Annotated in this window: 14 protein-coding genes; 10 read left to right on the forward strand and 4 right to left on the reverse strand. The window is 40.3% G+C overall.

Translation table 11 applies throughout. From position 1 onward, the window contains the following. Nucleotides 1-843: 843 nt before the first annotated feature. The 3 genes from G327_RS24760 to G327_RS0114015 all read left to right on the forward strand — a co-directional run bounded on the left by G327_RS24760 (nt 844) and on the right by G327_RS0114015 (nt 6,439). A complete protein-coding gene (locus G327_RS24760) occupies nt 844-3,396 on the forward strand; it encodes an ExeM/NucH family extracellular endonuclease (protein WP_019615420.1) in 2,553 nt (850 codons plus the stop codon). A gap of 453 nt (nt 3,397-3,849) precedes the next feature. Continuing rightward, nucleotides 3,850-5,262 carry a glycoside hydrolase family 1 protein gene (locus tag G327_RS0114010; protein WP_019615421.1) on the forward strand — a complete coding sequence of 471 codons (1,413 nt, stop codon included), beginning with the start codon at nt 3,850-3,852 and terminating at the stop codon, nt 5,260-5,262. 136 nt (nt 5,263-5,398) lie between these two features. After that, on the forward strand, nt 5,399-6,439 hold the full coding sequence (locus G327_RS0114015; RefSeq protein ID WP_019615422.1) for a LacI family DNA-binding transcriptional regulator: 1,041 nt from the start codon (nt 5,399-5,401) through the stop codon (nt 6,437-6,439). 56 nt (nt 6,440-6,495) lie between these two features. Here the strand turns inward: G327_RS0114015 and G327_RS0114020 are convergent, their stop codons facing one another. The 3 genes from G327_RS0114020 to G327_RS0114030 all read right to left on the reverse strand — a co-directional run bounded on the left by G327_RS0114020 (nt 6,496) and on the right by G327_RS0114030 (nt 8,549). Continuing rightward, the gene (locus tag G327_RS0114020) at nt 6,496-6,927 is read right to left on the reverse strand and encodes a GNAT family N-acetyltransferase (protein WP_019615423.1); all 432 of its coding nucleotides are present in this window, start codon (nt 6,925-6,927) and stop codon (nt 6,496-6,498) included. 105 nt (nt 6,928-7,032) lie between these two features. Further along, on the reverse strand, nt 7,033-8,172 hold the full coding sequence (locus G327_RS0114025; RefSeq protein WP_019615424.1) for a M48 family metalloprotease: 1,140 nt from the start codon (nt 8,170-8,172) through the stop codon (nt 7,033-7,035). A 152-nt stretch (nt 8,173-8,324) separates the two neighbouring features. Beyond that, nucleotides 8,325-8,549 carry a hypothetical protein gene (locus G327_RS0114030; RefSeq protein WP_019615425.1) on the reverse strand — a complete coding sequence of 75 codons (225 nt, stop codon included), beginning with the start codon at nt 8,547-8,549 and terminating at the stop codon, nt 8,325-8,327. Nucleotides 8,550-8,682: 133 nt separating this feature from the next. Between G327_RS0114030 and G327_RS0114035 the strand changes: the two genes are divergently transcribed. Next, a complete protein-coding gene (locus G327_RS0114035; RefSeq protein WP_157601140.1) occupies nt 8,683-9,018 on the forward strand; it encodes a hypothetical protein in 336 nt (111 codons plus the stop codon). Between the two features lie 184 nt (nt 9,019-9,202). Here the strand turns inward: G327_RS0114035 and metG are convergent, their stop codons facing one another. Further along, nucleotides 9,203-11,263: a methionine--tRNA ligase gene (metG, locus tag G327_RS0114040; protein ID WP_019615427.1), complete on the reverse strand. Its 2,061-nt coding sequence runs from the start codon at nt 11,261-11,263 to the stop codon at nt 9,203-9,205. A 175-nt stretch (nt 11,264-11,438) separates the two neighbouring features. Here metG and apbC point away from each other — a divergent pair, with 175 nt between their 5' ends. The 6 genes from apbC to oppB all read left to right on the forward strand — a co-directional run bounded on the left by apbC (nt 11,439) and on the right by oppB (nt 17,525). Further along, nucleotides 11,439-12,524 carry an iron-sulfur cluster carrier protein ApbC gene (gene apbC / locus G327_RS0114045; RefSeq protein WP_019615428.1) on the forward strand — a complete coding sequence of 362 codons (1,086 nt, stop codon included), beginning with the start codon at nt 11,439-11,441 and terminating at the stop codon, nt 12,522-12,524. Nucleotides 12,525-12,549: 25 nt separating this feature from the next. Then, nucleotides 12,550-12,801, forward strand: coding sequence for a DUF2164 domain-containing protein (locus G327_RS0114050; RefSeq protein ID WP_019615429.1), 252 nt, complete (start codon nt 12,550-12,552; stop codon nt 12,799-12,801). A 74-nt stretch (nt 12,802-12,875) separates the two neighbouring features. Then, nucleotides 12,876-13,679, forward strand: coding sequence for a DUF2927 domain-containing protein (locus G327_RS0114055; protein WP_019615430.1), 804 nt, complete (start codon nt 12,876-12,878; stop codon nt 13,677-13,679). A 540-nt stretch (nt 13,680-14,219) separates the two neighbouring features. Next, on the forward strand, nt 14,220-14,408 hold the full coding sequence (locus G327_RS0114060) for a hypothetical protein (protein WP_019615431.1): 189 nt from the start codon (nt 14,220-14,222) through the stop codon (nt 14,406-14,408). 362 nt (nt 14,409-14,770) lie between these two features. After that, the gene (locus tag G327_RS0114065; RefSeq protein ID WP_019615432.1) at nt 14,771-16,399 is read left to right on the forward strand and encodes an ABC transporter substrate-binding protein; all 1,629 of its coding nucleotides are present in this window, start codon (nt 14,771-14,773) and stop codon (nt 16,397-16,399) included. Between the two features lie 205 nt (nt 16,400-16,604). Then, the gene (gene oppB / locus G327_RS0114070; protein WP_026339366.1) at nt 16,605-17,525 is read left to right on the forward strand and encodes an oligopeptide ABC transporter permease OppB; all 921 of its coding nucleotides are present in this window, start codon (nt 16,605-16,607) and stop codon (nt 17,523-17,525) included. The last annotated feature ends 8 nt before the right edge of the window (nt 17,526-17,533 follow it).

The following is a 17,533-nucleotide window of genomic DNA, read 5'->3' on the forward strand; positions in this document are numbered from 1 at the left end:
CTTTTATTCTCTATCTCCTTATGAGCATATGTTCTCACCCCCTAACAATGGTTCTAAGTTTTTAGGCTGATAACAAATGAAAACAGGCGTTTTATAAGACACAAAAATAATGTGACTTGAATGCTTAACTTTGTATCTGCCGTTTAAACAGCTTGAATAAAAGATATGAAAAATTATCACTAAGCATCCCAGCAGTATTGAGCTATCCCGTTCCATAGAAAGCAAATAGAAAAATACATGGTCAATTAAATGTCACCTATAAAACTCCATTATGTCTGATTGTTTTTTATGTTTCATATTACTTCATAGAATGCTCACTTACAGCAAATTACAGTCAATTACACATATCATGTCAAAAACTCATCATTGCCATTAAGTTGTTGATATTTATGGTTTGCTGTTGGTTTTCTCTGGTGGTGTTTTATTAATTTAAGTCACTTAAAAAAGGATCTTAAATTATTCGTCTGATCACAATAAATCAATATGACTAAGTGTAAAGTGCGTCGACTTAAGACATGCCTGTTCATGTTTTATGATTAAAGTTTTATTTATAGGCTGGTTGTTTACGGATTTCGTTTTAAGGGAACTATTTGATAAAGCCGCTGAAAAATGCTGATTAACAGATAAAAAGTGTTATTCATGCAGTGGATGATAAGAAAGTACATATGCCTCTTCTGTGGTCATGTGTTCATTCTTGATTCGCTGATCTGCTCTATAGGAAAGCCTAAAAAGACTTATTTAATCAAAATAATAAATATTCAACTAATAAACGAATTACTGATAAGTAATCATATTAACGGCCTGTTGTTATCAATACCGGGCTGTTGTAATTAAGGATAAGAAATGAAAAAAAATGCAATAGTTCTCTCTATTTTTGCTGCGTTATCATTCAGCGCTCAAGCAGAAAATATTATCACTGAAAATATTATGGGCCTTCAAGGGGAGGGAATGCACTCTCCTTACACGGATCCTGCGAATTACAAATACATCTCAGATGAGACCTTTATCGTTAAAGGGCTGGTTACTGCTATTCAAACAAAAAAATTAGGTAAAGATTTACCTGTTGGTTTCTTTATTCAGGATAAAGACGGCGACGGTAATCCAAAGACTTCAGAAGGGGTTTTCGTTGATGCTACCTACAATAAAGATACTGTCTTAGGTCTGAGCGTTGGCGACAAAGTTGAAGTAACAGGTAAAGTTAAAGAGAGTTATAGCTGGACACAAATTGTAGGAACTGAAGATAAAGTCGGCCCCGAAGTAAAAGTTCTCAGTTCAGGCCATGAACTACCTGAAGCTCGAATTATTCGCGTTCTGGAAGAGGATGAAAACTTCAGTGTTACGCTGGAGCGCCATGAAGGCATGCTGGTGAAATTCGATAAAGAATCGGATATGCACGTAACACGTACCTATGGTTACGATTTTGGACCATATCGCGACAATATGGTGATTGCAAATGCACGTGTTAATCAGCATCCTAATCAGTCAAACGTGCCTGGCAGTACTGAAGCGGCAGCACAAACACAGAGCAATAAAGACAAACGAATTATTGTTGAGTCTTTTGCAAAAGCACCTCGAGGGGTTGTACCTTGGTATCCTGGATTCGGACAGGATACAAACCAAAACGGCTCTGCGGACAATTACATCCGTATTGGTGATCGCGTTGACGGGTTAGAAGGGGTGATAACCTATTCTTACAATGATTACCGTTTATTTGTAACCAATGAAGCCGATCAAGATACTTTTGTTCGTGAGGGGACAGATAGAACGGAAGCGCCTGTTATTAAAGAGGGCGATATTAGTATTGCCACGTTTAACGTACTTAATTACTTTAACTCACCGTTTGGTGGTCCTGAAAACCCGCTAAAGCAAAATCGCGGTGCTAAATCTCTTGATGAATTTGAAGTTCAGGCGGCTAAAATAGTCAGTGCAATGACTGCACTCGATGCTGATATTCTTGGTCTAATGGAAGTAGAAAACAACGGTTTTGGTGAAAACTCTGCAATTGTTAATCTGGTGAGCCGTCTTAATGAAAAACTTGACGAAGCTGACCACTACTCAATATCTCAGCCTGCTAGTGATGATTTGACTGAAGAAGGATTTATCGGTAGCGACGCAATTACAAGTCACGTGATTTTCAAAGCATCTAAAGTCAGCCTTGAAACAGCCCGCGTAATCAAGATGCCGGAGCAGCATACTACGCGAACTGATGATAAGGGTAATATCGTTGCTGTCGACAGTTTTATGCGTAATGCTGTTACGCCGACCTTTAACATTGTCGGATCTGATGAGAAATTAACCATTGCAGTTAATCACTTGAAATCAAAAGGCTCAGCGTGCTGGGAAAACTTTGAATCGCCGGGAGATCTCGATAAGCAGGGATCATGTGCCGCGTTTCGTGTATCGGGGGCTTATCACCTGGGTAAAGTGATGGCAACGATTGATGGTCATAAAATGATCATTGGTGATTTAAACTCCTATGCCAATGAAGATCCAATCATGGTATTTACTAACCGTGATAATGCGCCTGAAGATTATGTGATTAAAGCGGCTCGCAGCACTTACATTGGCGGAACGCCTGATGCTGGCGGTGTACAGCTTCATGGTGACGACGGGGCTGTTATTACTGAGTCTTACGGTTACGCTAATGCCATTAAGAATCTACACCCATCTTCTTATAGTTACTCTTACAACGATGAAGTTGGTACTCTGGATTATATTTTAGTGTCACCATCACTTAACAGTATGGTTGTTGACGGTATCGATTGGAATATAAATGCACCTGAATCAACGCTGTTTGAATATCCAACGAAAAACTCAGGTGATTTTTCGAAGTACAATGATGCATATCGCTCTTCTGATCACGATCCTGCTATTGTTGTACTGAACTTTGGTCTTAATACTGATCCTGAAGTACCGGGAGTTACTCCGGATTTCCCTGATCAAGTAGAGTTACCAATGGATGCGCCGGCAACGCCTTCTGGTATTATTTCTGGTAATGTGTTTAAGGTTTCCTTAAACCTGCTTGATGCGTCTAAAACCGCTCTAGTTCCACTTGTTGTTGGCGATATTGCTTCAACTATTATTAGTGAGGGAGTAAATACACGTTCAGTTAAACTTAGCAATACTCAGCAAAAAGTGCTTGAAGCTGCTGATTTTGAAGCTGGTTATGTTGTATTTGAAATCGCCGCTTTAGAAGAAGGTGATTACACTATGCTGCATATTATTACTGATGCCTCAGATAAGCAGAAGTTTGCCGCTGAGCCGATTACTTTTTCGGTTGCTGATTCAGTTGACAGCAATGTGACACCGGAAGAAAAAAGCGGCGGTTCAACAGGTGTATGGAGCTTAGTCGGTCTGCTTGGTTTTGCCTTCCTTCGCCGTAAGGCTGCGAAGTAATCATCCTCTGATTTACTCATAATACCAGTCAGTTAAAAGCTGACTGGTGACCTCTTTTTGAAGGGGATTTCCCGCTTTTATGCGCAGCTGCTTAGCCCTCTTTTCCACTTTATAACGATTAACAAGAATATTTCTCCGTTTGGCTCATTCATGATTGTGTATTTCCAATACATTGTTTTCTATTGATTAATTAATAAAGTATTTATATTTACTTGCAATGCAACCGCTTGCACGATATCGTTCTTTTTCACAAGAACAGGTTTAAGCAATAATCTATTCAAAGGTTTTATGGATAATTTAAGCCGGCTTAATCAACCCGAAAATGTAACCGCTTACATGTTTGGGTTGAAAAGTTTGAGCAGGTGCTCTATGTGAAGAAAACTTTTGCGAAACATGCCGGCGCGCCGGCAGAGTATAAATTTTATTAATTTTTCGTTTATTAAGGGGTTAACAATGTCTTTAAATAAAAGTGAAGTCTTTCCAAAGGATTTTTTCTGGGGAGCTTCAACGTCGGCCTATCAAGTTGAAGGTGCATGGAATGAAGATGGAAAAGGCCCGTCTGTTATTGATATGGCAAATGTTGTAGCGGGAACAACCGATTTTAAAGTGACCAGCGATCATTATCATCACTATAAACAAGACGTAAAACTATTTTCTCAACTGGGTTTAAAAGCTTATCGTTTTTCCATTGCCTGGACACGTATTTACCCGCTGGGCGACGGTGAAATAAATATGCAGGGCATTGAATTTTACAATAACCTGATCAATGAATTGATTGCTCACGGTATTGTACCCATAGTCACTATGTATCATTTTGACTTGCCTTATGCGCTTGCTGAAAAAGGCGGCTGGTCAAATCGTGTCACGGTTGATGCTTTTGCCGGCTTTAGTAAAACACTGTTTGAATATTTTGGTGACAGGGTTAACTACTGGTTAACCATTAATGAACAGAATATGATGATCTTACACGGTGATGCGCTTGGCACTTCAAACAGTGCTGATGTTGAAAACCCGCTGCAGGATCTTTATCAGCAGAATCACCATATGTTATTAGCACAGGCAAAAGTTATGGTGCTTTGCCATGAAATGCTAGCAGGGGCTAAAATTGGTCCTGCGCCAAACATCGCCTCTATCTATCCAGCATCTTGTAAACCTGAAGACGTATTAGCCGCAAATAACTGCTCAGCAATTCGTAACTGGTTATATTTAGATATGGCGGTTTACGGGCGTTACAATAATATTGCCTGGAATTTTCTTAAGCAGCGTAATGCACTGCCTAATATCGAAGACGGAGATATGGCCGTTATGGCCAGTGCAAAACCTGATTTTATCGCTTTTAACTACTACTCAACACAAACTGTTGCTGCCAGTACGGGTGTCGATGATAAAAACTCTACAGGAGATCAGCAGATAGTGGTGGGTGAAGAGGGCATGTATAAAGGAGCCTCTAATCCTAATCTGGGGGTTAATGAATTCGGCTGGGAAATTGATCCAGTAGGTTTTCGCAATACCTTCCGCGAAATTTATGAACGTTATGCACTGCCGCTTATTGTCACTGAAAACGGCCTGGGTGCCTTTGATAAAGTGGAGCAGGACGGCTCCATTAATGATGATTACCGCATTGAATATTTAGCTCAGCATATTGAGCAGATTCAGATGGCGATAAGTGACGGGGTTGAGGTCTTTGGTTACTGTCCCTGGTCTGCAATCGATTTAGTCAGTACTCATCAGGGCTGCTCAAAGCGTTATGGTTTTATCCATGTGAATCGTGACGAGTTTGATCTTAAGGATCTGCAGCGCTCTAAGAAAAAAAGTTTTTACTGGTATCGAGACTTAATTAACAGCCATAATAGTGCCGGCTGTTAATTCATCTATGCTCACCTTAGCTGTTTTTATTAAGGTGAGTTGTCTTACTTTTGTCTGGGCTTTTAGCTAATTGATTGTTAACGGCAGCTGAGTAGTTTTATCATTTTATTTTTGTTTTAAAAGGCTGGTATTATTTATGGCGACTATGCAGGATGTTTCGCGCAGGGCCGGTGTGGCCGTTTCTACGGTGTCTCGAGTATTAAACGGCACCGCTAAAATTTCACAGGCGACAAAAGATGCGGTTTTTAAAGCGGTTGAAGAGCTTAATTACCGTCCTAATGTATTAGCGCAGTCGCTTTCCAGACAGCAGACCAATACCATAGGTTTGGTGATCCCCCGCGGTGCGGCTGTTTCTCAATATCTTTCGCAGCTGATTGAAAAATGCCAGGAGACGGCAGATCAAAGCGGTAAATTTCTACTTATTTCTCAGGCTTTTAACCAGCCTGACGGTGCTGTTCAATCTATCCGCGCTTTAGTAGATCGCCGTTGTGATGCCGTGTTGTATTATCACAACTCTTTTTTTGACCAGAGTAATATAAATGAAGATATTTTAAGTGATTTGATCGACGAGTTTCAAGTGCCGCTGGTGGTGATGAACCGTCAATTACCCAAACACCCGAATCATAGTGTCTGGTTAGACAATGTTAAAAATGCTTCGCTGCCCGTTGAGTATTTAATAAAGCAGGGACATCAGCGCATTGCTTATATTGCTGCGCCGTTAAATCAAAAAACCTCCCAGGAGCGCCTGCAGGGATACCAGCAGGTTTTGGCTGAATACGGGCTTGAAGTTGATCCTTTATTAATAAGACAAGCGGTGCGTTCTTATCAAGGCGGATATCAAGCCTGCCGAGAGTTAATACAAAGCAACACTGATTTTACAGCACTCTGCTGTTTTAATGATCAGATGGCAATCGGTGCGCTAAAAGCATTACATGAAGCGGGATTATCTGTTCCTGAAGATGTTTCTCTGTTTGGTTTAGACAATGAAGAGATATTAGATTTTTTTGAACCGGGCATCAGTTCTGTGTCACAGCCAGTCCATGAATTTGTAGCCCATTCAATGCGTCTATTATTGGCGCATCTTAACAATTCACCTTTAACAGACAGTCGCCAAAATACATTTTCAGGGGAGCTGGTGTTACGCGGCTCTGTGCGTAGTTTAAATAATAAAGGTTAGGTGTATTTTATTTAAGTGCGCTCTTTCTGAAATAAAGTGTTTTCAGCTAAGTGCTTCTACCGTGTCAAACACATTTTAATTAACTGATGTTCACCCACTTTTTCAACTTGTTTAATATATTTAAATCCAAATGTTTCATAATACTCTCTTAGGTATGCATGCGCGTGGATCTCTATGTTGTTTATGTTCAACTGCTCGGCTTTAACTAATAAAGATTTAATCAGCTTTGCTGCTATTCCCTTACCTCTATGGTTTTTTGTTATAGCCACTCGTGCCATAACGGCATTATGATTTTCCAGCAGAGCCAGCCTGGCCGCCCCGACTGCAGTATCATTTATATAGGCCAGTGCGTGGTATGAATGATTATCAAGCCCGTCTAAGTCTAACTCAACAGGGATGTCTTGCTCCTGGACAAATACTTCATTACGTATTGTTTGAGAAATTTCGATTGAATTCTGTGTTTTATTTACAACAATTTTTACCTTCATATTACCCTCAAAGAATTAATGCTGTAGTTGTTAAGTTTTTACAGTACTTGAACAGTGTATAGGAAACTGCGGGTAAACCAATATATGAGGCTCTTACCTGCCTTACTAACTGCTAGACTTTTTCATTATCTCAATCCATAACATATCTACACACTGATCAGAAAACTCACCTAAAATATCTATTATATCTCTGTATTTTTCAATGCCTTCAACGTTTTTAACGGCATGGCGGATAAGGTGTTTCCGATTTATAAAAGTGGGGTGGGCAGCACTTTCAGTTTCTTCAAAGTGTTCATCTTTTTTGCCCAATATAAAACGGGAGTATCTGGCGCATAAAATCATGGCTGAATAAAACAGTTCGACTGCAGCATATGAAAGCGCCACGTCCCTGCCGTCGGAGTTAAGCGCTTGTATCGCTAAAAGCGCGCCTAAAAAATCTGCTTCATATTCTCTGGTATGCAGCTCACTTAGATCATCCTCAATAGCAGAGTTTATTACGGCAGACTGAAATTCGTTATCTAAATGACCTGAACAAAAATGGCCGAACTCATGACCGACGATCATCAGCTGCATACCATCTTTAAGTACATTAATTAGCGGCAGGTAAACCTCTGGAGCAAGGTATGATTTTGCCTCAAGCGGCTTTTTATTTATACAAAAACAATGCAGAAGATCCTGAATTTTATCTATACATTGATTGCTGTTGTTTTCTATATGAGACTTTAGCTGTGAGAGTTCAACTGAGTACTCAACATTTTCATCTTCATTTACGATAATAGGTAAGCACAATGAGAAAGCTTTAGAAAATAGGCTGCAGAATGTAAATAAGTGAGAATCAAAGAGTAAAAAAACTTTCGATGAACCAGGAAGTTTTAATGCCGATGCATTGCCTTCTCCAGTCGGCAGAGATGCAAAGCAGGGAGTTTGCTGATTATTTACTGCCAGTATTTCAGCAGAGCTGGTTATCTTATTCATTAGTGTAGAAACAAGAGTATATTGTAATAATGAATCATATTTAGTTGGAACTGTCGTATTTGAACTTAATTGATGTTTAATCGTTGAGTCTGTTTTCTCGTTTGAAAAAAGTTCATCAGACTGGGATGTCATGCTGTTTATGCCTAGCTTATTTTCTGTTTGTGCATCGATAAGCCATTGTTTACTGACAGGAGCAAAACTTCCATTAGCAATATATTCTTCTAAGCATTTGTAGTCTGGATTGGATTCGGATAAATACTCTATTTTCATGTTAGCCCGCCAGTTACCTAAGAATTAGGCATAACCTAACTATAGAAGGAGCCTGTTAATTCTGGGCAATACAGATGTTTAAAGCTCTGTTTTGTCAGAATTGCTGCAGCTTTTTCATTCTGTTTTTATTCGGGCTGTAGTAATTGCTCTTATTATCTGTCTGATGTCCCGCAAATAATTGAAGCTAACATAATTTCTACTGCATTATCAGGGACTTCCTCGTTAATAAGTGTGACAACACCTGGAAAGAATACCTGCTCTTCACATGATGGACACGCTGCAGTATATGTTTTGCTTACGTCAAATAAGCCGCGAAATACGCCAATAAACGGTTTGCCGCAATTCTCACACTCTATTTTGGTCACGGAATTAGTCATAATATTTCCTCTCAAAAAAGATCTGTTTTAAAAATAAACTTTAGTTCTGTTTTCTCTGTTTATCAAATGGTTATGGTTTGTAAAAGGGATCTGTTATCTAAAATATTAAAAATTTTAAATATGCGCTGGCTACATGGAAAAACATCGCTTTGGTATTAAATACCCAAAGCAATTCGGCTGTGAATTCCCATCCATTTTCTTATGCAGAACAAGCGCTTTAGCAAGAAAAATCATGGATGATTTTTCTAATCTCAGTCAGTACAGGGACGTAATGTCTGAGGTGGTGCGTAAAAAAGTGGTTGGGCTGCGTAAGATAAAAATGGCTTGGGCAGCCTTTCTTTTGGTTACTTTTCTTTGGCTGTTCAAAGAGCATAACTTCTTCGAACTGCGAAACTGCGTTTCGGTTTCTCATCGTTCACTCGCCGTTAAGGGCGGAACTCCAACGATAAATGATGAACCCATCAGTTAAAGCGAAAGCCTACAACCAAGTAAACCGGCTAGGGGCTTGCTTGTATTCCCTGTAGAGTCTGAGAAAACAGCACATTTAGGTGCTACGATTGAAAACATCCACATACAAAAAAGCCCCAGGCTAATTGAATAACTTGAGGCTTCTTAAATGTAAAAATCAGCTCGAATAAATCGAGTTGATAATATTACATAATACGCTGACCTGGTTTAGCACCGTCATCAGGATTCAGGATGTGGATCTCTTTACCACCCGGGCCTGCTGCTAATACCATACCTTCAGATAAACCAAACTTCATCTGGCGGGGCGCAAGGTTAGCAACCATCACAGTCAGCTTACCTTCAAGATCTTCCGGGTTATAAGCTGATTTAATACCGGCAAATACTGTGCGTGTTTCACCGCCTAAATCTAAAGTCAGTTTAAGTAGTTTATTCGCTTTCGGCACATGCTCGGCTTTGGCGATTAACGCGACACGTAAATCCGTTTTAGCAAAGGTATCAAAATCAATCTCCGGTGCCAGCGGCTCTTTATCAAGCTCTGACTTGGATGCTTCAAGCTCAGCCGCTGCTGCTGCCGCTTTAGCTGCTTTATCCGCTTCAATACTGTCTTTTGATGCATCAACCATAGCTTCAACATGTTTCGGATCGATACGCTGGAATAACGCTTTGAACTTGTTGATCTTATGACCGGCAAGTGGTGTTTTAATGATTTCCCAGTCTAGTGTTTCTGCAAGGAAGTCTTCACTGCGTGCTGCCAGTTTCGGCATAATTGGTTTCAGGTAAGTCATCAATACACGGAACAGATTGATACCCATTGAACAGATATCCTGTACTTCCAGTTCTTTACCTTCCTGCTTAGCTAATGCCCACGGTGCTTTGTCATCAATATATTTGTTGGCATGATCCGCTAATGTCATGATTTCACGAATAGCGCGGGCAAAATCACGCTGTTCAAACAGTGCTGCAATGCTTTCACCTGCATCAATAAACGACTGGTATAACTCGGGCTCGGCAACTGTCTCTGATAACTGACCGTCATACTTTTTAGCGATGAAACCGGCTGTACGAGAAGCAAGGTTAACTAATTTATTAACCACATCAGAGTTTACACGCTGGGTGAAATCTTCAAGATTAAGATCTAAATCATCAATACGGCTGGTTAGTTTAGCCGCGTAATAATAACGTAAACATTCCGGATCCAGGTTGTCTAAGTAAGTACTCGCTTTAATGAAAGTGCCTTTAGACTTAGACATCTTCGCGCCGTTCACTGTTACGTAACCGTGTACATTTACGCCCGTAGGTTTACGGAAACCAGCGCCCTCTAAAACAGCCGGCCAGAATAAGCTGTGGAAGTTAACGATGTCTTTACCGATGAAATGGTACAGTTCTGTGGTGCTGTCTTTTTTCCAGTACTCGTCAAAATCAAGGCCGGCAGTTTTATCACAAAGGTGCTTGAAGCTGCCCATGTAACCGATTGGTGCGTCTAACCATACGTAGAAGTATTTACCCGGTGCATCAGGAATTTCAAAACCAAAGTAAGGTGCATCACGAGTGATATCCCACTGTTTTAAACCGAATTCAAACCATTCGCCAACTTTGTTAGCCATTTCAGTCTGCAGTGCACCTGATTTAGTCCATACTTTTAACATATCTTCAAACTGCGGCAGATCGAAAAAGAAGTGCTCAGTATCTTTCATTACAGGTGTTGCACCTGATACGGCAGATTTTGGATTAATCATCTCTGTCGGGCTGTAGGTTGCGCCGCAGTTATCACAGTTATCACCGTATTGATCTTCAGACTTACATTTCGGGCAGGTGCCTTTTACAAAACGATCCGGTAAAAACATCTCTTTTTCAGGATCAAACAGTTGTGAGATAGTTTTCGTTTTGATGAAACCATTTTCATGCAATGCGATATAAATTTGTGAAGACAGTGCTTTGTTTTCTTCTGTATGCGTCGAGTGGTAGTGATCAAAGCTGATATCAAAACCCTTAAAATCACTTTCGTGTGATGCTTTAATATCGGCAATCATCTCTTCAGGCTGGATACCCATCTCTTGTGCTTTAAGCATAATAGGCGTGCCGTGTGCGTCATCAGCACAAATAAAATGGATGTTATTACCACGTAAACGCTGGAAACGAACCCAGATGTCAGCTTGAACATGCTCCAGCATATGACCTAAATGGATTGGACCATTTGCATAGGGCAGGGCACAGGTGACAAGGATCTTACGGTCTTGATTTGCCATTTTATTTTTTATTCCTTTTGGATAAGCCTAAATTTTTGAAGGAGCAATTCTACCCAAAATTAACGGGAAATCCCACTGTTATATAGGTGCAGGCGATCACCTGTTTTATTTAAGGGTGAAATAAGGTACTTATTTGTTAAACTGCTGAAATATTAGGATTTGAAAAGGGCAAAACATGTTGTTTAATAAAAAAGATCTAACAGAGCAAGTGACTGACTGTTTAAGCGCAGCTGATTCAGCAGATATTATTAACAAACTGCTAGAAAATAAGCGCATTAAATTTGACCGGCAGTCTGCGAAGATCTCTCTGAATTTACCTTTTTATGCCCCGCAATGGCTGAGTTTATTACAGACGAATTGTGCTGCTGAATTAGAGAAAATCACGTCTAAAACGGTAAGCTGGCAGGTTGAGTACCAGGTTGCAGCGCTACAGAAAGACAGTAGTAAAACAACGCTGCCTAATATAAAAAATATTCTGGTGGTGGCATCGGGTAAAGGCGGGGTGGGTAAATCCACTGTAAGTGTTAACCTTGCTTTAGCTTTAGCTGCCAACGGTGCTAAAGTCGGTATGTTAGATGCGGATATTTACGGCCCGTCTATTCCTACAATGCTGGGAGTAAAGGATGCGCAGCCGAGCAGTGCCGATGGGAAACTTATGCTGCCGATAGAGGCGCACGGCTTAGTTTGTAACAGCATTGGTTTTTTAGTTGCCGAAGAAGATGCAATGATCTGGCGCGGCCCGATGGCCAGTAAAGCATTAGCGCAGGTATTAAATGAAACCGACTGGCCGGAACTTGATTACCTGGTGGTTGATATGCCGCCGGGCACCGGAGATATTCAATTAACTATGTCGCAGAATGTGCCGGTGACCAGTGCATTAGTGGTTACTACGCCGCAGGATATTGCATTAACTGATGCTAAAAAAGGGATCAGCATGTTTAATAAAGTTGCCGTGAATGTTGCGGGCATTGTTGAAAATATGAGTCTTTACTCCTGCAGTGAGTGCGGCCATCAGGAAGCCATTTTTGGTACCGGCGGCGGTAAAAAGTTAGCCGAACAGTTTGATTTACCATTTTTAGGCGCACTGCCGCTGCATATCAGTTACCGCGAAGATACTGATCAGGGGGCTCCGACGGTTGCTAAAAATGAGAAAAGTGAACTGATTTCTCCCTATTTATCCTTGGCGGAAAACTTGTCGATTAATTTATACCGTGATTTAAACCAGGCGATTGAGCAGATCTCTATTACCGAGTTGAAATAACAGCAACCTTAACAAGAGAAATAGTATGGCGAATATTGAGTTTTCAAGAGAGCAAAAAACCTTATTAGTTGCGCAGATTCAAAAGTATTTTGATCAAGAGTTGGATCAGGAGATCGGTGATTTTGATGCGGAATTTTTACTCGATTTTTTCAGTGAAAAAGTGGGAGGCTATTATTATAACCAGGGGCTCAATGATGCGCGGGCATTATTAGACGATAAGTTAGACACAATAACAGAATCGTTTTACGAACTAGAGAAAGTCACTGACTTTAATTAATAATTTAAAATCAGTCGTATAATTCATTAAATAGTCTCGTTTATCTCATGAAATTTTAGCTAAGGATAGTTAATATGTTTTTTATGATTAAACATAAGTGTTTAATAGTTAATTTATTCTTGTCTTCTTTATGGATTTATTCCTGCTCGCTCAGTGCAATGCCTCACTGGCAGCAGGAAAGTTATATCAGCAGCAGTTTTCTCGAAATTGCACTTAAACGCGAATACTCCAACCATAAAAAACTAAACTTTAACCGCTGGAAGCGTCCACTTAAAATATTTATAAAAAGCGAGTTAGGCAGTGCGGATCTGCAGCGCCGCTTGTATTTGGTTCAGGCCGAACATTTACAGAGTATTACCGGACACTCTATCTATTTTGTAGAATCTGAAGCACAAGCAAATGTGACTGTAGTTTTTACTTCTGCCGCTAATATGAAGGCGGATATCCTTAAACACGTAAAAATTAAAAATCTAGATGAAATTTTAAAAACGGCATTCTGTCTGGCAAATTATCAGATAAACTCAAAACAGGAAATTGTACGAGGTTTAATTGTTATTCCCGTTGATAAAACGCGTCAAGACGGGCGTTTAGTAGAATGTGTTGTTGAAGAGTTGACCCAGTTAATGGGCCTGCCTAATGATTCTGAGCTGGTTTACCCGTCAATATTTAATGATCGCAGTATTGACAGCTATCTTACCGGCTTGGACTATCTGTTATTAAAAATTGCCTATCACCCCAAACTGAAACCCGGTATGACGGATTCTCAAGTTCGTGCACAGCTTCCCTCTATATTAAAGCAGCTTCGCTCTGATGGAGAGATAAAACAAGCGCAGCTGCGTGTTTTATCTGACAGTATGAAAAGCTGGGTCGGTGATTAACCTTTCAATTAGTTATATATTTGCTTTATCAGCCTGCCGGTATATAAATGTGAAAGAACACTATCAGGATCAAATTAACCTTTTACATAAATGACGCCCTAGCTGAGCATTGCCATAGGCTGACTCTGTTAATTAATAAGTCTATGTTATTTTATGAGTAAATTATGCAATCGAAAATTTTTAAAATGTATGTTCCTGCCCGCTGCTAGCCGTAGTTTTTCTCAGCACGGCTGCTTTTTCTAAAAATCACTGCACCGATGCGAATTTTAAAAAAGCAGCCAGAACGCTTGCTGCTGGTGAAACACGTATTGCTAAGCCGTTTGCTCTATATAATGAAGGAGTTGTTGATAAACAGGCTTTTTATTATCTAAGGATAAAAATGTGAGCAGGTAGCAAACATTTATAAAGGAGTTTAAAGAGCATCAGGGCAGTGTTGAGCAGTCGCTGGGAAAACTGCTGCAGGTATCTCTGTCGACTTAAAGTGCACAGAGGGTCTTCTCTAACGCTATTGATCAATGGTATCGGATCCGCAGCTCCTGTATGAAATATGACAGTATTGAAAAAGCGAATATTGCGCAGGAGGGGATTAATCTGATGTCTGAATACGGTACGGATACAAGACATTTATTAGAGAAGATAGAAATACAGGTTTCTACTTACTTAAGAAAGAAAAAATTATTACAAGCGGGCAAGGAGTCAGCCCTGCAGCAGCTAAAAGAGATGAATTAAGGCAATAGGACTGCTGTCATCTGGACAACAGCCTAATATTTTTACTATTAACGGCCGGCCTATATACAATAAAACGCACGTGTTGTGACTATTTAATCTACTTTAATGAATTACTATTCACTTTTGTTGCAGTTGCGCAGTGCTCACTACCATTATTATCCCTCTGATATTAACCTTGTCAGCTGATTTGTTTGATTAACCTTTGTACAAAAATCTGTGTTAAAGGCATTTTTTTAGAAATACTGTTAAGTCAAGTCGATAAATTCTTCTCAGAATTGATCAAGATTGGATTTTATATATGTGTTTGCTGATAGGTTTTGCCACTGATCTAATGACGGATACTAGAATTAATGGAGATAAATATGCATTTCAATAAAAACCTGCTTACTGCCGCGTTACTGGCGAGTAGTTTTCTGGGAGCGAGTTTCAGCGCATCGGCCGCCGTGGTACCTGAAGGGGTGAAATTAGCCGCCAAGCAGGAGCTTATCCGCGGCAACGGTACAGAAGTTGCCTCCCTGGACCCGCAGAAAACTGAAGGGGTGCCTGAATCGCATGTTATTCGTGATCTTTTAGAAGGCCTAGTTAATCAGGATGCCAATGGTAATACTATTCCTGGTGTTGCTGAAAGCTGGGAAACACCAGACAATAAAACCTTTACCTTCAATCTTCGTAAAAATGCAAAATGGTCGAACGGTGATCCGGTAACCGCACATGATTTCGTTTACAGTTTTCAGCGTGCAGTAGACCCGGCAACCGCCTCTCCTTATTCTTGGTATCTTGAAATGACCACTATGGTTAATGCCGAAGATATTATTGCCGGTAAAAAAGATAAAAGTACCTTAGGTGTAAAAGCCGTTGATGATTATACCTTTGAAGTAAAGTTAGACAGTGCAGTACCTTATTTTGTAATGATGATGGGCCACACGACTGTTAAACCTGTACATAAAGCCACTGTTGAAAAATACGGTGATAAATGGACTAAAGCTGAAAACTTTGTTGGTAACGGTGCATTTGTTGTTAATAACTGGGTAGTTAATGAACGCATTGAACTGGTGCAGAATAAACAGTACTGGGATAACGCGAATACGGTATTAACTAAAGTCACTTTCTTACCGATTGAAAATCAGGTCGCAGAAATGAACCGTTTTCTTTCCGGTGAGCTGGATATGACCTATGAAGTGCCGAATGAGCATTTTAAGCGTCTGAAGAAAGAGCATAGTGATTCTCTTGCGATAAAAGGTAACCTTTGTACTTATTATTATAACTTTAATACTCATAAGCCGCCGTTTAATGATCTGCGTGTACGTAAAGCGGTTTCTTATGCTATTGACCGTGATGTGGTTGCTAAAATATTACTCGGTCAAGGCCAGAAACCAGCGTATTTCTTAACACCTGAAATTATTTCTGACTTCACTCCTGAAACTCCTGCTTACGGTAAACTGAGTCAGAAAGAGCGTAATGCCAAAGCGAAAGCTCTGTTAGCTGAGGCTGGTTATAACGACGCAAATCCGCTTAAATTCTCTCTGCTTTACAATACCAGTGAGAATCATAAAAAATTAGCGGTAGCGATCGGCTCAATGTGGAAGAAAACCCTGAACGTTGATGTGACGCTTGAAAACCAGGAATGGAAAACTTACCTAGAAACTAAAAAACTGGGTAATTTTGAAGCGGCTCGTGCCGGCTGGTGTGGTGATTATAACGAACCGTCAACATTTACTTCGTTAATGGAAGGATCTAATACAACCGGTGGTATTCATTATAAAAGTGCCGCTTACGACAGCCTAATTAAACAGGCTATTGAAACAACATCAGCAGCTGAGCGCGAGAAATTATATTATGCCCAGGAAGCACTGCTGACTGAAGATATGCCGATTGCGCCTATTTATCAGTATGTAACAACCCGTCTGGTTAATCCTCACGTCGGTGGTTATGCGGTAAATAATGCCGAAGATAAACTTTATTCAAAAGATATGTATATTATCGCGAAATAAATAAAGACCTACAAAAGAGGCTATCCGGCCTCTTTTTCATTTACATATAATCAGATTATCTGGTTATAACCGCTCCGATAAGTAAGTACTCTATTCAGGTGTAGGACGCTGCTAACAGCAGTTTGTACTGTTGTAACCGACGGCTTTTAGTTATGCAGATGAATAGAAATTTATCGGATACTGATAATATATAACAGAGTGAATTATGTTTAAATTCATACTAAAAAGGGTTCTTGAAGCAATACCAACCATGTTGATATTGATCACTGTCTCTTTCTTCTTAATGCGTTTTGCGCCCGGTAGTCCATTTTCTAGTGAGCGCACGCTGCCGCCGCAGGTGATGGAAAATATTAATGCTAAATATGGTTTAGATAAACCTGTTCTTGAACAGTATACAACCTATTTAACTAATGTTATTCAGGGGGATTTAGGTCCTTCCTTTAAATACAAAGACTTTACTGTTAATGAACTGGTATCAGCCGCTTTGCCGGTTTCTGCTAAAATAGGCTCCGTTGCCTTTGTTTTTGCGGTTGTGTTTGGTGTTGCAGTAGGCACTATTGCTGCTCTACGGCAGAATACCTGGCTGGATTACAGCGTTATGTCCACGGCGATGCTCGGCATTGTTATGCCGTCCTTTGTGTTAGCGCCCGTGCTTATTTATATCTTTTCTATTAATTTAGGCTGGTTCCCGGCAGGCGGCTGGCTCGACGGTTCAATCCAATATATGGTACTGCCGGTACTGGGCATGTCGATGCTTTATGTGGCAACCTTCGCGCGTATTACCCGCGGCAGCATGATTGAAGTTTTAAACAGTAACTTTATTCGTACCGCACGCTCGAAAGGCCTGAGTTATTCCTATATTGTTTTAAGACATGCATTAAAACCTGCCATGCTGCCGGTTGTTTCTTATATGGGACCTGCCTTTGTGGGCATTATTACCGGCTCCGTGGTGATTGAAACTATTTTCGGTTTACCGGGTATCGGCAAGTTGTTTGTTAATGCCGCTTTTAACCGCGATTATTCATTAGTAATGGGTGTAACCATTCTTATTGGTTTCCTATTTATCGTATTCAATGCCATCGTCGATATTCTGCTGGCTTATGTCGATCCAAAAATTCGCTATTAAAGGACGGA

The sequence above is a fragment of the Psychromonas ossibalaenae ATCC BAA-1528 genome, assembly GCF_000381745.1.
Lineage (GTDB): Bacteria > Pseudomonadota > Gammaproteobacteria > Enterobacterales > Psychromonadaceae > Psychromonas > Psychromonas ossibalaenae.

Bases quoted from the DNA above. Each gene is read 5' to 3' on its own strand.
- G327_RS24760 (WP_019615420.1), top strand. From the start codon at position 844: ATGAAAAAAAATGCAATAGTTCTCTCTATTTTTGCTGCGTTATCATTC.
- G327_RS0114010 (WP_019615421.1), top strand. From the start codon at position 3,850: ATGTCTTTAAATAAAAGTGAAGTCTTTCCAAAGGATTTTTTCTGGGGA.
- G327_RS0114015 (WP_019615422.1), top strand. From the start codon at position 5,399: ATGGCGACTATGCAGGATGTTTCGCGCAGGGCCGGTGTGGCCGTTTCT.
- G327_RS0114020 (WP_019615423.1), bottom strand. From the start codon at position 6,927: ATGAAGGTAAAAATTGTTGTAAATAAAACACAGAATTCAATCGAAATT.
- G327_RS0114025 (WP_019615424.1), bottom strand. From the start codon at position 8,172: ATGAAAATAGAGTATTTATCCGAATCCAATCCAGACTACAAATGCTTA.
- G327_RS0114030 (WP_019615425.1), bottom strand. From the start codon at position 8,549: ATGACTAATTCCGTGACCAAAATAGAGTGTGAGAATTGCGGCAAACCG.
- G327_RS0114035 (WP_157601140.1), top strand. From the start codon at position 8,683: ATGGAAAAACATCGCTTTGGTATTAAATACCCAAAGCAATTCGGCTGT.
- metG (WP_019615427.1), bottom strand. From the start codon at position 11,263: ATGGCAAATCAAGACCGTAAGATCCTTGTCACCTGTGCCCTGCCCTAT.
- apbC (WP_019615428.1), top strand. From the start codon at position 11,439: ATGTTGTTTAATAAAAAAGATCTAACAGAGCAAGTGACTGACTGTTTA.
- G327_RS0114050 (WP_019615429.1), top strand. From the start codon at position 12,550: ATGGCGAATATTGAGTTTTCAAGAGAGCAAAAAACCTTATTAGTTGCG.
- G327_RS0114055 (WP_019615430.1), top strand. From the start codon at position 12,876: ATGTTTTTTATGATTAAACATAAGTGTTTAATAGTTAATTTATTCTTG.
- G327_RS0114060 (WP_019615431.1), top strand. From the start codon at position 14,220: ATGAAATATGACAGTATTGAAAAAGCGAATATTGCGCAGGAGGGGATT.
- G327_RS0114065 (WP_019615432.1), top strand. From the start codon at position 14,771: ATGCATTTCAATAAAAACCTGCTTACTGCCGCGTTACTGGCGAGTAGT.
- oppB (WP_026339366.1), top strand. From the start codon at position 16,605: ATGTTTAAATTCATACTAAAAAGGGTTCTTGAAGCAATACCAACCATG.